Source organism: Streptomyces sp. NPDC044704 (assembly GCF_056433525.1).
Genome location: NZ_JBWKGY010000006.1, coordinates 70,287 through 83,980 on the forward strand (window position 1 = coordinate 70,287; position 13,694 = coordinate 83,980).

Sequence of the window (13,694 nt, forward strand, 5' to 3'; positions counted from 1 at the left end):
ACCGAAGCGGCGTCCACCCTTTGGACACGTTTTTGGACACCCTCGCGGCCCGGTGCGTCAGCCGGTGACGGCTTCGGCGCGGGCGCGGACGCGCTTGGCCAGGTCGGCAGCGGCGGCGCCGGGGTCGGAGGCCTCGGTGATGGCCCGGACGACGACGACGCGGGTGGCTCCGGCGTCCAGGACCTCGTCCAGGTTGGCCGCGTCGATGCCCCCGATGGCGAACCAGGGGCGGTCCTGGCGCAGGGAGGCGGCGTGGCGGACGAGTCCGAGGCCGGGGGCGTGGCGGCCGGGCTTGGTGGGGGTGGGCCAGCAGGGGCCGGTGCAGAAGTAGTCGACGCCGGGTTCGGCGGCGGCCGCGTCCACCTCGGCCTCCGAGTGGCAGGACCGGCCGATGAGGACGCCGGCGCCGAGGATGGCGCGGGCGGCCGGGACGGGGATGTCGCCCTGGCCGAGGTGCAGGACGTCGGAGCCGATGGCGTGCGCGACGTCGGCGCGGTCGTTGACGGCGAGGAGCTTGCCGTGGCGGCGGGCGGCCTCGGCGAAGACCCGCAGGTGTTCCAGTTCCTCGCCGGCTTCCATGCCCTTGTCCCGGAGCTGGACGATGTCCACGCCCCCGGCCAGGACGGCGTCCAGGAACTCGGGGAGGTCTCCCTGCCGCTTTCGGGCGTCCGTGCACAGGTAGAGCCGGGCGTCGGACAGCTGCTGCATGGGAGTACCCCCCGTGGTGGTGGCGTACGGGCCGGCCGGCGGGACCGGCCGGGCCGTACACCTGTGGATCAGCTCATCAGAGGGCGAGCGCCTGAGCGCGGCGCTTCACCTCCGTGCCGCGATTCTCGCGCAGCGCCTGCACGGGGGTGCCGGGCAGGGTCGGATCCTCGGTGAAGAGCCACTCCAGGATCTCCTCCTCGGAGAAGCGGTCGTCGCGCAGCACGGTCAGCAGGCCCACGAGGCCCTTGACGACCTTGTCGCCGTCGATGAACTGGGCCGGAACCTGCAGGGTGCGCCGCTCGCCCCGGCGTACGGCGATCAGCTGCCCTTCCTTGACCATCTGGCGGACCCGGGTCACCTCGACGTCGAGCATCTCCGCGATGTCGGGGAGGTGCAGCCAGGAGGGGACTAGGGCATCGATCTTTGCGTCAATCTCGGTCACGGACACAAGCCTGCCATCTCGGACTGCCCGCCGGTACCTGGCCCCGTCCGTCCGTGGTCGGGGCCGGGTCCGGCCGCCCGGGATCAGGCCGTGGCGGACTTGAGGGGGGTCGCGGGGTCCGCGACGCGGGCCGGGTCCACCGGGGTGGCCGACTCGATCAGTTTGCGGCCCTGCGCGATGTCCCTCGGGCGGCCGACCGCCAGGACGGCGACGAGGGCCCCGTCCCGGAGCCAGCACACCGACCAGGCGGCGTCGGCGGGGTCGCCGCGCCACAGCAGGGTGTCGGCCCCGCCGTGGTGCCCGGCGTACTGGACGAAGCGGCCGAACTGCTCCGACCAGAAGTACGGGACGGGGTCGTAGGCCCTCACCGGCCCGCCCGCCAGGATGTTCGCGGCGACCGCCCGCGGCCCCTGGAGGGCGTTGTCCCAGTGGTGGACCAGCAGCCGCGTCCCGTAGCGGGCCGAGGGGAAGGAGGAGCAGTCGCCGACGGCGTACACCCGGGGCAGGGTGGTCCGCAGGTACGCGTCCGCGGTGACGGAACCGTCGGCGCCGCGCTCGATCCCGGTCCCGGCCAGCCAGTCCGTCGCGGGGCGGGCGCCGATGCCGACGACCACGGCGCCCGCCTCCAGCTCCCGGCCGTCCGCCAGCAGGACCCGGCCCTCCCCGATCCCGGCCACCTTCGCGCCGGTGAGCAGTTCGGCGCCGGCCTCGGCGTACCAGCGGGCCATCGGGGCGGTGACCTCCGCGGGGAGGGCGCCCGCCAGGACCCGGTCGGCCGCCTCGACGACGGTCACGGCGCAGCCGGCCCCGCGGGCGGCGGTGGCGAACTCGGCTCCGATCCAGCCGGCTCCGACGACGACGGTGGCGGGGGCGGCCGCCAGGACGGGCCGCAGCCGGGCGGCGTCGTCGAGGGTGCGCAGCAGGTGCACGCCGGGGACGCCCTCGGAGCCGGGCAGGGTCAGCGGGCGGGCGCCGGTGGCCAGGACGAGGTCCTCGTACGGGACGGGTCCGGCCTCGGTGTCCAGTTCGCGGTCGGCGGCCCGGAGCCCGGTGACCTCGGTGCCGAGCCGCAGCGTGATGCCGAGGCCCTCGAAGTCGACGTCGAACGCGGAGTCCTCGGCCTTGCCGAGCAGCACCGCCTTGGACAGCGGGGGCCGGTCGTAGGGCTGGTGGGGTTCGGCGCCCAGCAGGGTCACGGGGCCGGTGAAGCCCTGTTCGCGCAGGGCCACCGCGGTCTGCACCCCGGCCATTCCGGCGCCGACGATCACGACACCGGGGTTCGTCTGTTGCGTCTGCTCGCTCACGCGGCCCAGCCTAGTTCCCTGACGATCCGTCAGGAATAGCGGGTGCGGACGCCGGGGGAGGCAGCCTTACCCGCCACCGGACGCGGGGTTAGTCTGGCCACCGTACCTATCGCGGGAGTCCGGGCGCACCGGGCTGAGAGGGAGGCTGGCCGGCCTCCGACCGTACGAACCTGATCCGGGTCATGCCGGCGAAGGGAGGGGCTGGACGCCCATGCACTCATCTCGAAAGGGATCCGACGTCCTCGTCATCGGGGGCGGGATCATCGGCCTGGTCACGGCCTGGCGGGCGGCCCGGCGCGGCCTGGGCGTCGTCCTGGCCGACCCGGACCCGGGCGGCGGCGCGGCCCGGGTCGCGGCGGGCATGCTGGCCGCCGTCACGGAGCTGCACTACGGCGAGGAGACCCTGCTCGGGCTCAACGTGGCCTCCGCCGCCCGCTACCCCGACTTCGCCGCCGAGCTCTCCGCGGCCGCCGGCGGCATGGACATCGGCTACCGGGCCTGCGGCACCCTCGCCGTCGCCCTCGACGCCGACGACCGCCTCCACCTGCGCGAGCTGCACGCCCTCCAGCGCCGCTGCGGGCTGGAGTCCGAGTGGCTCACCGGCCGCGAGTGCCGCCGCCTGGAGCCCATGCTGGCGCCCGGGGTACGCGGCGGGCTGCGCGTCGACGGGGACCACCAGGTGGATCCGCGCCGGCTCGCGGCGGCGCTGCTGGCCGCCTGCGAGCGGTCCGGGGTGAGCGTCCACCGCGAGCGCGCCGCCCGGCTGGTCACCACCGGGGACCGGGCCGCGGGCGCCGTCCTCGACGACGGTACGGAGCTGCGCGCCGACCAGGTGGTGCTGGCTGCGGGCTCGCTGAGCGGCCGGCTGGCCGGGGTCCCGCCGGAGGTGGCGGTGCCGGTGCGGCCGGTGAAGGGGCAGGTGCTGCGGCTTTCGGTGCCGGCCGCGTACGCGCCGTTCCTGTCGCGGACCGTACGGGCCGTGGTGCGCGGCAGCCACGTCTACCTGGTCCCGCGCGAGAACGGGGAGCTCGTCCTCGGCGCCACCAGCGAGGAACTCGGCTGGGACACCACGGTCACCGCGGGCGGGGTCTACGAGCTGCTGCGCGACGCCCACGAGCTGGTGCCCGGCATCACCGAACTGCCGCTGGTCGAGACCCGGGCGGGGCTGCGCCCCGGCTCCCCGGACAACGCGCCGCTGCTCGGCCCGACCGACCTGCCTGGCCTGCACCTGGCCACCGGCCACTACCGCAACGGGGTCCTGCTGACCCCGCTCACCGGGGACGTGATGGCGGAGCTGCTGGCGACCGGAGTCGTTCCGGAGGTCGCCCGCCCCTTCACCCCCCGCCGCTTCTCCACCACGCGTCAGGAGTCCTACGCATGACCATCTCCGTCAACGGCGAACCCCGCGAGATCGCGGACGGCACCACCCTGGACGTGGTGGTGGCCACGCTGACCGCCGCCCCCTCCGGCGTGGCCGCCGCACTCAACGAGACGGTCGTCCCGCGCGGACGCTGGCCGCACACCCCGGTGGACGACGGCGACCGGGTCGAGGTCCTCACCGCGGTGCAGGGGGGCTGACGGCGATGGCGGACGACCTCTTCGCCCTCGGCGGCCGGACCTTCTCCTCCCGCCTGATCATGGGCACGGGCGGGGCCCCGAGCCTGGACGTCCTGGAACGCTCCCTGGTCGCCTCCGGGACGGAACTGACGACGGTGGCGATGCGCCGCCTGGACCCGACGGTGCAGGGTTCGGTGCTGTCGGTGCTGACGAAGCTGGGCATCGCCGTCCTGCCCAACACGGCGGGCTGCTTCACGGCCGGCGAGGCCGTGCTCACGGCCCGGCTGGCGCGGGAGGCCCTGGGCACGGACTGGATCAAGCTGGAGGTCGTCGCGGACGAGCGGACCCTGCTGCCCGACGGCGTCGAGCTGCTGGACGCCGCCGAGGTCCTGGTGGACGAGGGCTTCACCGTGCTCCCGTACACCAACGACGACCCGGTGCTGGCCCGGAAGCTGGAGGACGTGGGCTGCGCGGCGATCATGCCGCTCGGGTCCCCGATCGGTTCGGGCATGGGGATCCGCAACCCGCACAACTTCGAGCTGATCGTGGAGCGGGCCGGGGTCCCCGTCATCCTGGACGCCGGGGCCGGGACGGCGTCGGACGCCGCGCTGGCGATGGAGCTGGGCTGCGCGGGAGTGATGCTCGCCTCCGCCGTGACCCGGGCCCAGGAGCCGGTGCTGATGGCGGCCGCCATGCGGGACGCCGTCTCGGCGGGACGCCTCGCCCACCGCGCGGGCCGCATCCCCCAGCGCCGCTTCGCCGAGGCCTCCTCCCCCGTCGAAGGCCGGGCCGCCCTCGACCCGGAACGCCCGGCCTTCACGGCCCCCTCCTGACGCCCGGCCCGGCCGGGGACGGGCGGTGCGGGCGGCGCGCGGAAAACGTCTCGTGCGTCACAGCTGCGCTGCAACCACCCCCGTCCCGGTCGGGCCCGCGGCGGGCGCTCGTAGAATCGCCGGGTGGATACGACCCTGGATGACCCCCTCGTCGGGCGCGTGCTCGACGGCCGCTACCGCATCGACGCCCGCATCGCGGCCGGCGGCATGGCCACGGTCTACCGGACCGTCGACACCCGCCTCGACCGCGTCCTCGCCCTGAAGGTGATGCACCCGGCGCTCGCCGCCGACGGCGCCTTCGTCGACCGCTTCATCCGCGAGGCGAAGTCCGTGGCCCGGCTCGCCCACCCCAACGTGGTCGCGGTGTTCGACCAGGGCACGGACGGCCCGTACACCTACCTCGCCATGGAGTACGTCTCCGGCTGCACCCTGCGCGACGTGCTCCGCGAGCGCGGCGCGCTCCAGCCGAGGGCCGCCCTCGACATCCTCGAACCGGTCCTCGCCGCCCTCGGCGCCGCCCACCGGGCCGGTTTCGTACACCGGGACATGAAGCCCGAGAACGTCCTCATCGGGGACGACGGCCGCGTGAAGGTCGCCGACTTCGGACTGGTCCGCTCCGTGGACTCCGTGACGAACACCACCGGATCCGTCCTCGGCACCGTCTCCTACCTGGCGCCCGAGCAGATCGAGAACGGCGTCGCCGACACCCGCGTGGACGTCTACGCCTGCGGCGTCGTCCTCTACGAGATGCTCACCGGCGGCAAGCCGCACAACGGCGCCAGCCCCGCCCAGGTGCTCTACCAGCACCTCCACGAGGACGTGCCGCCGCCCTCGGTCGTCGTCCCGGGGCTCCCGGCCGATCTCGACGAGCTGGTCGCGCAGGCCACCGCCCGCAACCCCGAGCTGCGCCCCACGGACGCCGCCGGGCTGCTCGGTCTGGCCCGCGCGGCCCGCGCCGGGCTCAGCGACGCCGAGCTGGACGCCGTACCGCCGCAGGCGCGCGCCGAGGTGCGCAGCGCGGCGGAGGACCGTACCGGGGTGGTCCCCCGCCCCGTGGCGCAGCCCGTGCACCTCACCTCCCGGCTGGAGTCCCCGCCGCCGCCCGCCGCGCCGTCCCGCCGGGCGGCGCCGCGCGCGCCCCGGCGCGGTCCGCTGCTGGTCGTCGCGGCGGTGCTGCTGGTCCTGGGCCTCGGTACGGGCGTCTGGTACATCAGCTCGGGCCAGTTCACGAAGGTCCCCAACCTGCTCGGCAAGACGGAGGAGCAGGCGAAGTCCCAGCTGTCGGCGGCCGGTCTCGGCGTGAAGGGGATCGACCGCAAGTTCAGCGACGCCTTCGACCGCGGGACGGTGATGAACACCGATCCGCCGGGCGGCAAGCGCATCCGCGGCAACGGCGCGGTGACGCTCACGATCTCGCGCGGCCCCGAGGTGGTCAGCGTGCCCGACCTGAAGGGCCGCCCGCTGGAGGAGGCCAAGGGCGAACTGACGAAGACGGGCCTGGCGCCCGGAATCGTCACCCAGGCGTTCAGCGAGGACGTCGCGCAGGGCTCGGTGATCAGCACGAACCCGGCGGGCGGCCAGAAGCGGGCGCCCGACACGGCGGTCGCGCTGGTCGTCAGCAAGGGACGGCCCGTCCAGGTCCCGAACGTCGCCGGCCGGCCCCTCGACCAGGCCCGCTCCGCGCTGGAGAGCCTGGGCCTCACGGTGAAGACGGCCGCCGAGGACGTCAACTCGCCCTCGGCCCCCGGTACGGTCGCCGCCCAGTCGATCGTCTCCGGCACCCAGGCGGCGGCCGGTGACACGATCACCCTGACCCTCTCCAAGGGCCCCCGGCAGGTCCAGGTACCGGACGTGACCGGTCAGGACGCGGACACGGCCCGCAAGACGCTGGAGGGCCTGGGCTTCAAGGTGAAGGTGGACCGCCCGTTCCTGCCCCTGGGCAACACGGTGGACAGCCAGTCGGTGGCCGGCGGCCAGGCCGCCCCCGAGGGCAGCACCATCACGGTGAGGACGAAGGGACTGTGACCGCCGGCCCGGACACCGACGGCCCGGACACCGACGGCCCGGTGGCGCGCAATCCCGTGGGCGGGCACGTGCCCGTCGCCGGCGGGCTCGCCTCGGTCGGTCTGCCGTACGCCCGCGAGATGGGCGCCGAGGCCGTCCAGGTCTTCGTGGCCAATCCGCGCGGCTGGGCCACGCCGACCGGCAGCCCGGCGCAGGACGAGCTGTTCCGTACGCAGTGCGCCGAGCGGTCGGTCCCCGCGTACGTCCACGCCCCGTACCTGATCAACTTCGGCTCGCACACCGAGGCGACCGTGGAGAAGTCGGTGGAGTCACTGCGGCACTCGCTGCGCCGCGGCCGGGAGATCGGCGCCCTCGGGGTGGTCGTCCACACCGGCTCGGCCACCGGGGGCCGCCCGCGCGAGGCGGCGTACGCGCAGGTCAGGGAGTACATGCTGCCGCTGCTGGACGAGCTGACCCATGACGACGACCCCTTCCTGCTGCTGGAGTCCACGGCCGGGCAGGGCTCCTCGCTGTGCTCGCGCACCTGGGACTTCGGACCGTACTTCGAGGCGCTCGACCACCACCCGAAGCTCGGCATCTGCCTGGACACCTGCCACATCTTCGCGGCAGGCCACGACCTCGCGGAGCCCGGCGGCACCAAGCAGACGCTCGACCTGCTGGTCGACGCGGTGGGCCCGGGGCGGCTGAAGCTGATCCACGCCAACGACTCCAAGGAGGGCGTCGGCGCCCACAAGGACCGGCACGCCAACATCGGCCAGGGCCACATCGGCCGGGAGGCCTTCGGCGAGCTGTTCTCGCACCCCGAGACGGCCGGTGTGCCGCTGATCATCGAGACGCCCGGCGGCAAGGAGGGCCACGCGGCGGACGTGGCGCTGCTGAAGGAGCTGCGCGACGGCCCGCACTGATCCACGAGCTCCTTGAGGAATACCCCAGGGGGGTATACGGTTCTGTCACGGAGACAGGACCGCTACCCGGCGTTTCCCACGCGAGGGGCTTTGTCATGGAGCACGCACACGCGCACCACGGTCACGAGCACGAGCACGACGACGAACGGGCCCACGGCCACGAGCACGGCCACGCACCCGCCGGCGGCACGGCCGGCTGGGCCGAAGCGGCCCGGGCCACCCTGCACTGCCTCACCGGGTGCGCCATCGGCGAGGTCCTCGGCATGGTCATCGGAACCGCGCTGGGCTGGGGGAACGTCCCGACGATGGTCCTCGCGATCGTGCTCGCGTTCGTCTTCGGCTACGCGCTGACCCTGCGCGGGATCCTCGCCGCCGGAGTGGGCCTGCGTTCGGCCGTCCGGGTGGCGCTGGCCGCGGACACCCTTTCGATCGCCGTCATGGAACTGATCGACAACGGGGTGATCGCCCTGTGGCCGGGCGCGATGGACGCGCACCTGGCGGACCCGCTGTTCTGGATCGTCCTGGCGATCGCGCTGGCGGCCGCCTTCGTGATCACGGTCCCGGTGAACAAGTGGATGATCGGCCGCGGCAAGGGGCACGCGGTCGTCCACCGCTACCACCACTGAACCGGCCGGCGCCGGCCTACAGCTCGGGGCCGTCCCCCGGCTCCTCCTGGTACGAGTAGCGCTGCTCGCGCCAGGGGTCGCCGATGTTGTGGTAGCCGCGCTCCTCCCAGAAGCCGCGACGGTCGGCGGTCATGTACTCGATGCCGCGGACCCACTTGGGGCCCTTCCACGCGTACAGGTGCGGGACCACGAGGCGCAGCGGGAACCCGTGCTCGGCAGTCAGCAGTTCGCCGCCCATATGGGTGGCGAACACGGTCCGTTCGGCGGCGAAGTCGTCGAGTCTCATGTTGGAGCTGAAGCCGTACTCGGCCCACACCATCACGTGCGTGACCTGCGGCGCCGGGGGCGCGAGCGTCAGGAGGGTACGGGCGAGCACGCCGCCCCATTCGGCGCCCAGCATGCTGAACTTGGTGACGCAGTGGAGGTCCGCGACGACCGACTCGAAGGGCAGGGCCGCGAATTCCTCGTGGTTCCAGCAGTGCTTCTCGCCGTCGGCGGTCGCACCGAAGACCCGGAACTCCCACCGGTCCGGCTTGAACTTCGGTACAGGACCGTAGTGGGTGACGGGCCAGCCCCGCTGCAACCGCTGCCCCGGTGGGAGCTCGAACTGCTCTGCTCCCGGAGATTCCCGGTTTTCCGGCTGACCCATGTCTCCATGGTGACAGACTGGGCAGGGTGGTCATGACCAGGTCTGGACCTAGTCGGGCAAGTCCTGGCAACTCCCACTAAGGAGGCACTTACTGGACGGCCTCCGGCGGCGGTGCAAGGATGCGCGCAACTGCCCCGTCACATAGCTGACATTGCCTGGAAGGAGCCTCTGCGATGCAGGGCGACCCCGAGGTCCTTGAGTTTCTGAACGAGCAGCTGACCGGCGAGCTGACGGCCATCAACCAGTACTGGCTGCACTACCGCATCCAGGACAACAAGGGCTGGACCAAGCTCGCCAAGTACACGCGTGAAGAATCCATCGACGAGATGAAGCACGCGGACAAGATCACCGAGCGCATCCTGATGCTCGACGGCCTGCCGAACTACCAGCGCCTCTTCCACGTGCGCGTCGGCCAGACCCTCACGGAGATGTTCCAGGCGGACCGGCAGGTCGAGGTCGAGGCGATCGACCGCCTCAAGCGCGGCATCGAGGTCATGCGCGGCAAGGGCGACATCACCTCGGCCCGGCTCTTCGAGGAGATCCTGGAGGACGAGGAGCACCACATCGACTACCTCGACACCCAGCTGGAGCTGATCGAGAGCATCGGCGAGCCGCTCTACATCGCGCAGCTCATCGAGCAGCCGGAAAGCTAGAAGGCGGACCGGATCCGGCAGGCGCGACCCGGGAGGGCCGGGGACTAGGCCGCTTCGGCCAGCGCGGGCTCGGCGTCGGCCTCGGCCGAGAGGACCGCGGCCGTCCTGCCCTGGTCCAGCAGCTCCCGGCGCGGGCACGCCCCGCGGCCCAGGATGCCCTGGATGGTGCGCACGCAGGAACCGCAGTCGGTGCCGGCCTTGGTGGCGGAGGCGATCTGGCGGGGGGTACAGGCCCCGGCCGCCGCGTGGTCCTTGACCTGCTTGTCGGTGATCCCGAAACAAGAGCAGACGTACACGCGGTTCACCTCCCTGGCGAGGAACGGTTCGGCGGGCCATCCCCTGGTTGGTGAGGCTTACCTAACCGTACCCAAAGTTAGGCAACCCTAAAAGCCCCCGATATGACGATGGGGCGCGGATCACATCGATCCGCGCCCCATCGTCGTACGAAGGTACTGAGTGATCCCTACTGGTCGCGGTACATCTCGGCGACCAGGAACGCCAGGTCCAGGGACTGGCTGCGGTTGAGCCGCGGGTCACAGGCCGTCTCGTAGCGCTGGTGCAGGTCGTCGACGAAGATCTCGTCGCCGCCGCCCACGCACTCGGTGACGTCGTCACCGGTGAGCTCGACGTGGATGCCGCCCGGGTGGGTGCCCAGCGCCTTGTGGACCTCGAAGAAGCCCTTGACCTCGTCGAGCACGTCGTCGAAACGGCGCGTCTTGTGGCCGGAGGCCGCCTCGAAGGTGTTGCCGTGCATCGGGTCGGTCACCCAGGCCACGGTCGCGCCGGAGGCGGTGACCTTCTCGACCAGCTCGGGGAGCTTGTCGCGGACCTTGTCGGCGCCCATGCGGACGACGAAGGTCAGCCGGCCCGGCTCGCGCTCGGGGTCGAGGCGGTCGATGTACGTCAGGGCCTCGTCGACGGTGGTCGTCGGGCCGAGCTTGATGCCGATCGGGTTCGCGATCTGCGAGCAGAACTCGATGTGCGCGTGGTCCAGCTGGCGCGTGCGCTCACCGATCCAGACCATGTGGCCGGAGGTGTCGTACAGCTTGCCGGTGCGCGAGTCCGTGCGGGTCAGCGCGCCCTCGTAGTCGAGGAGCAGCGCCTCGTGCGAGGCGTAGAACTCGACGGCCTTGAACTCGGCCGGGTCGGTGCCGCAGGCCTTCATGAAGTTCAGCGCGTTGTCGATCTCCCGCGCGAGCTGCTCGTAGCGCTGCCCGGACGGGGAGGACTTCACGAAGTCCTGGTTCCAGGCGTGCACCTGGCGCAGGTCGGCGTAGCCACCGGTGGTGAAGGCGCGCACCAGGTTGAGCGTGGAGGCGGACGCGTTGTACATCCGCTTCAGGCGCTCGGGGTCCGGGATGCGGGCCTCTTCGGTGAAGGCGAAGCCGTTGACGGAGTCGCCGCGGTAGGTCGGCAGGGTGACGCCGTCGCGGGTCTCGGTGTCCTTGGAGCGCGGCTTGGAGTACTGGCCGGCGATGCGGCCGACCTTGACGACCGGCACGGAGGCCGCGTACGTCAGGACGGCACTCATCTGGAGCAGCGTCTTCAGCTTGGCTCGGATGTGGTCGGCGGAGACGCCGTCGAAGGCCTCGGCGCAGTCGCCGCCCTGGAGGAGGAACGCCTCGCCCTTGGCGACGGCTCCCAGACGGGCGCGCAGCTGGTCGCACTCGCCCGCGAAGACGAGCGGAGGATACGACTCGAGGTCCGCGACGACAGCGCGCAGTGCCTCGGCATCGGGGTACGAAGGCTGCTGCGCCGCGGGAAGGTCTCGCCAGGTCGCCTTGGCGGCGGGGGCTTGGGTTTCAGCGTTCACGGTCACCTCGTACACATTACGGCGTCGTACGTCCCGTCCAGCCCGGTGCCCAATACGTGAGACAGGTGTCTCCCGGAATGTTCCGGCCGTGCGCTAGGGTCGGCGGCATGTACGCGCACTTCGACAAGAACTGGTGGTGGCCCGCTTCCGGCGGCCCACACCTCGCGCGTACCCACTGACATGTGACGAGTGACGCGAAGGCCGCCCCGAGGGGCGGCCTTCCGCATGTGGTGCCACAGCCACCGCCACGGCCGGGCCGCCCCTCCCTCCGGAAGGACGCCCCACCATGACCACGGCATTCAGCCGACTGCTCGACGACAGCGCCCCGCCGTTCGCCCTGCTGCGCCGGCGGACGCCGGGCCGCGACCACGACACCGTCGAGGTGCTCGTCGGCCCGGTCCACGAGGCCGAGCGCCTCGCCGACCTGCCCGTCGGCCCGCTGCCCACCCTCGCCCTCGTGCCGTTCCGGCAGATCCGCGAGCGCGGCTTCGACGTGCGCGACGACGGCACGCCGCTGAGCGTGCTGGCCGCCGAGGAGGCGTACGAGGTCCCCCTCGCCGAGGCCCTGGCCGCGCTGCCCGCGCACCGGGTGCGGGTGGACGGGGGCGGCTTCGACGTCTCCGACGAGGAGTACGCGGCCACCGTCGGGCGGGTCATCCGCGACGAGATCGGCCGCGGCGAGGGCGCGAACTTCGTGATCCGGCGCACCTACGGGGGCCGGATCGACGGTTTCGGCCGGGCCGACGCGCTGGCCCTGTTCCGGCGGCTGCTGGAGGGCGAGCGGGGCGCGTACTGGACGTACGTGGTCCACACCGGGGACCGCACCCTGGTCGGGGCCAGTCCCGAGGTACACGTGCGGATGTCCGGCGGCACCGTCGTGATGAACCCGATCAGCGGCACGTACCGCTATCCCGCCGGGGGCCCGACCGCCGCATCGCTCCTGGCCTTCCTCGGGGACCGCAAGGAGACCGAGGAGCTGTCGATGGTCGTCGACGAGGAGCTCAAGATGATGTGCACCGTCGGCGACATGGGCGGGGTCGTCGTCGGCCCCCGGCTGAAGGAGATGTCCCACCTCGCGCACACCGAGTACGAGCTGCGCGGACGGTCCTCGCTGGACGTCCGCGAGGTGCTGCGGGAGACCATGTTCGCGGCGACGGTGACGGGCTCGCCCGTGCAGAACGCCTGCCGGGTCATCGAGCGGTACGAGAGCGGCGGCCGCGGCTACTACGCGGGCGCGCTGGCGCTCCTCGGCACCGACGCGGCCGGGGCGCAGACGCTGGACTCCCCGATCCTGATCCGCACCGCCGACATCGCCCCGGACGGCGCCCTGCGCGTGGCGGTCGGCGCCACCCTGGTCCGCGACTCCGACCCGGCCGGCGAGGTGGCCGAGACGCACGCCAAGGCCGCCGGGGTGCTGGCCGCGCTGGGCGTACGGGAGGCCGCGCCCCGGCGGGCCGGCGCGGGGGCCCGGCTGGCGGACGATCCCCGGGTCCGGGAGGCGCTGGAGGCCCGGCGCCGGGACCTGGCCCCGTTCTGGCTGCGCATGCAGGAGCGCCCGGCGCGGGCGGCCGGGCACGCCCTGGTGGTGGACGGGGAGGACACCTTCACGGCGATGCTGGCCCACGTGCTGCGGGTGACCGGCCTGGAGGTGACCGTACGCCGCTACGACGACCCGGGGCTGCGGGCCGCCGCGGCCGCCTGGGAGGGCCCCGTCGTCCTCGGCCCGGGCCCGGGTGACCCGGCGGAGTCCGGCGACCCGAAGATGCGGACGCTGCGCGCCCTGGCCGCGGAGCTGCTGGCCACGCACCGCGGCGGCGTCCTGGGCGTCTGCCTGGGCCACGAACTGCTGGCGGCCGAGCTGGGCCTGCCGCTGATCCGCAAGGCGCGGCCGGCGCAGGGGGCGCAGACGCGGATCGACCTGTTCGGGGTCCCGGAAGTGGTCGGGTTCTACAACACGTACACCGCGCACTGCTCCGACGCCCTGGCCGCGCGCCTGTCCGGCGCGGGGGTGGAGGTCGCCCGGGATCCGGCGACGGGCGAGGTCCACGCCCTGCGGGCGCCGGCCGCGGGCGTGGCGGGGGTGCAGTTCCACCCCGAGTCGGTGCTGACCCTGCGCGGGGTGGACCTGGTGCGCGATCTCCTGAGCGGGGTCACGGCCCCCGTCTGAGCTCCGGCGCGG

At 73.1% G+C, this 13,694-nt stretch carries 14 protein-coding genes and 1 riboswitch; of the genes, 8 read left to right on the forward strand and 6 right to left on the reverse strand.

The features are described from left to right. Window positions 1–57: 57 nt before the first annotated feature. The 3 genes from thiE to AC07B0_RS17100 all read right to left on the reverse strand — a co-directional run bounded on the left by thiE (window position 58) and on the right by AC07B0_RS17100 (window position 2,454). A complete protein-coding gene (thiE, locus tag AC07B0_RS17090; RefSeq protein WP_356878791.1) occupies window positions 58–708 on the reverse strand; it encodes a thiamine phosphate synthase in 651 nt (216 codons plus the stop codon). Window positions 709–784: 76 nt separating this feature from the next. Continuing rightward, window positions 785–1,150, reverse strand: coding sequence for an Rv2175c family DNA-binding protein (locus AC07B0_RS17095; RefSeq protein ID WP_356878789.1), 366 nt, complete (start codon window positions 1,148–1,150; stop codon window positions 785–787). Between the two features lie 83 nt (window positions 1,151–1,233). Continuing rightward, entirely contained in the window at window positions 1,234–2,454 is a 1,221-nt protein-coding gene (locus tag AC07B0_RS17100) for an NAD(P)/FAD-dependent oxidoreductase (RefSeq protein ID WP_478898524.1), read from the reverse strand. A 101-nt stretch (window positions 2,455–2,555) separates the two neighbouring features. Then, window positions 2,556–2,668, forward strand: a riboswitch (TPP riboswitch). Between AC07B0_RS17100 and thiO the strand changes: the two genes are divergently transcribed. The 6 genes from thiO (at window position 2,666) to AC07B0_RS17130 (ending at window position 8,400) form a co-directional block, all read left to right on the forward strand. Further along, window positions 2,666–3,835 (forward strand): glycine oxidase ThiO, encoded by a 1,170-nt coding sequence (thiO, locus tag AC07B0_RS17105; RefSeq protein ID WP_467291077.1) that lies wholly within the window; start codon window positions 2,666–2,668, stop codon window positions 3,833–3,835. It overlaps the preceding riboswitch by 3 nt. Further along, window positions 3,832–4,032, forward strand: coding sequence for a sulfur carrier protein ThiS (thiS, locus tag AC07B0_RS17110; RefSeq protein WP_356878785.1), 201 nt, complete (start codon window positions 3,832–3,834; stop codon window positions 4,030–4,032). The genes thiO and thiS overlap by 4 nt, the downstream gene beginning before the upstream one ends. Before the next feature lie 5 nt (window positions 4,033–4,037). Continuing rightward, window positions 4,038–4,844, forward strand: coding sequence for a thiazole synthase (locus AC07B0_RS17115; protein WP_356878783.1), 807 nt, complete (start codon window positions 4,038–4,040; stop codon window positions 4,842–4,844). A gap of 123 nt (window positions 4,845–4,967) precedes the next feature. Next, window positions 4,968–6,869: a Stk1 family PASTA domain-containing Ser/Thr kinase gene (pknB, locus tag AC07B0_RS17120; RefSeq protein ID WP_478865528.1), complete on the forward strand. Its 1,902-nt coding sequence runs from the start codon at window positions 4,968–4,970 to the stop codon at window positions 6,867–6,869. Then, window positions 6,866–7,774, forward strand: a complete 909-nt coding sequence (locus AC07B0_RS17125) for a deoxyribonuclease IV (RefSeq protein ID WP_478898525.1) — start codon at window positions 6,866–6,868, stop codon at window positions 7,772–7,774. The genes pknB and AC07B0_RS17125 overlap by 4 nt, the downstream gene beginning before the upstream one ends. A 95-nt stretch (window positions 7,775–7,869) precedes the next feature. Next, complete coding sequence (locus tag AC07B0_RS17130; protein ID WP_478898526.1) at window positions 7,870–8,400, forward strand: DUF4396 domain-containing protein; 531 nt, start codon at window positions 7,870–7,872, stop codon at window positions 8,398–8,400. Between the two features lie 16 nt (window positions 8,401–8,416). Here AC07B0_RS17130 and AC07B0_RS17135 read toward each other — a convergent pair whose 3' ends face one another. Beyond that, complete coding sequence (locus AC07B0_RS17135) at window positions 8,417–9,049, reverse strand: sulfite oxidase-like oxidoreductase (protein WP_356878775.1); 633 nt, start codon at window positions 9,047–9,049, stop codon at window positions 8,417–8,419. Window positions 9,050–9,222: 173 nt separating this feature from the next. On the opposite strand from AC07B0_RS17135, the gene bfr reads away from it, so the two are divergent. Further along, on the forward strand, window positions 9,223–9,702 hold the full coding sequence (gene bfr, locus AC07B0_RS17140) for a bacterioferritin (protein WP_328925263.1): 480 nt from the start codon (window positions 9,223–9,225) through the stop codon (window positions 9,700–9,702). Window positions 9,703–9,746: 44 nt separating this feature from the next. Here bfr and AC07B0_RS17145 read toward each other — a convergent pair whose 3' ends face one another. Next, complete coding sequence (locus AC07B0_RS17145; protein WP_356878773.1) at window positions 9,747–10,007, reverse strand: (2Fe-2S)-binding protein; 261 nt, start codon at window positions 10,005–10,007, stop codon at window positions 9,747–9,749. 158 nt (window positions 10,008–10,165) lie between these two features. Then, the gene (locus tag AC07B0_RS17150; protein WP_356878771.1) at window positions 10,166–11,521 is read right to left on the reverse strand and encodes a class II 3-deoxy-7-phosphoheptulonate synthase; all 1,356 of its coding nucleotides are present in this window, start codon (window positions 11,519–11,521) and stop codon (window positions 10,166–10,168) included. Between the two features lie 280 nt (window positions 11,522–11,801). On the opposite strand from AC07B0_RS17150, the gene AC07B0_RS17155 reads away from it, so the two are divergent. Then, window positions 11,802–13,682 carry an anthranilate synthase family protein gene (locus tag AC07B0_RS17155; RefSeq protein WP_469379986.1) on the forward strand — a complete coding sequence of 627 codons (1,881 nt, stop codon included), beginning with the start codon at window positions 11,802–11,804 and terminating at the stop codon, window positions 13,680–13,682. The last annotated feature ends 12 nt before the right edge of the window (window positions 13,683–13,694 follow it).

Bases quoted from the DNA above. Each gene is read 5' to 3' on its own strand.
- thiE (WP_356878791.1), bottom strand. From the start codon at position 708: ATGCAGCAGCTGTCCGACGCCCGGCTCTACCTGTGCACGGACGCCCGA.
- thiO (WP_467291077.1), top strand. From the start codon at position 2,666: ATGCACTCATCTCGAAAGGGATCCGACGTCCTCGTCATCGGGGGCGGG.
- thiS (WP_356878785.1), top strand. From the start codon at position 3,832: ATGACCATCTCCGTCAACGGCGAACCCCGCGAGATCGCGGACGGCACC.
- AC07B0_RS17115 (WP_356878783.1), top strand. From the start codon at position 4,038: ATGGCGGACGACCTCTTCGCCCTCGGCGGCCGGACCTTCTCCTCCCGC.
- AC07B0_RS17130 (WP_478898526.1), top strand. From the start codon at position 7,870: ATGGAGCACGCACACGCGCACCACGGTCACGAGCACGAGCACGACGAC.
- AC07B0_RS17135 (WP_356878775.1), bottom strand. From the start codon at position 9,049: ATGGGTCAGCCGGAAAACCGGGAATCTCCGGGAGCAGAGCAGTTCGAG.
- bfr (WP_328925263.1), top strand. From the start codon at position 9,223: ATGCAGGGCGACCCCGAGGTCCTTGAGTTTCTGAACGAGCAGCTGACC.
- AC07B0_RS17155 (WP_469379986.1), top strand. From the start codon at position 11,802: ATGACCACGGCATTCAGCCGACTGCTCGACGACAGCGCCCCGCCGTTC.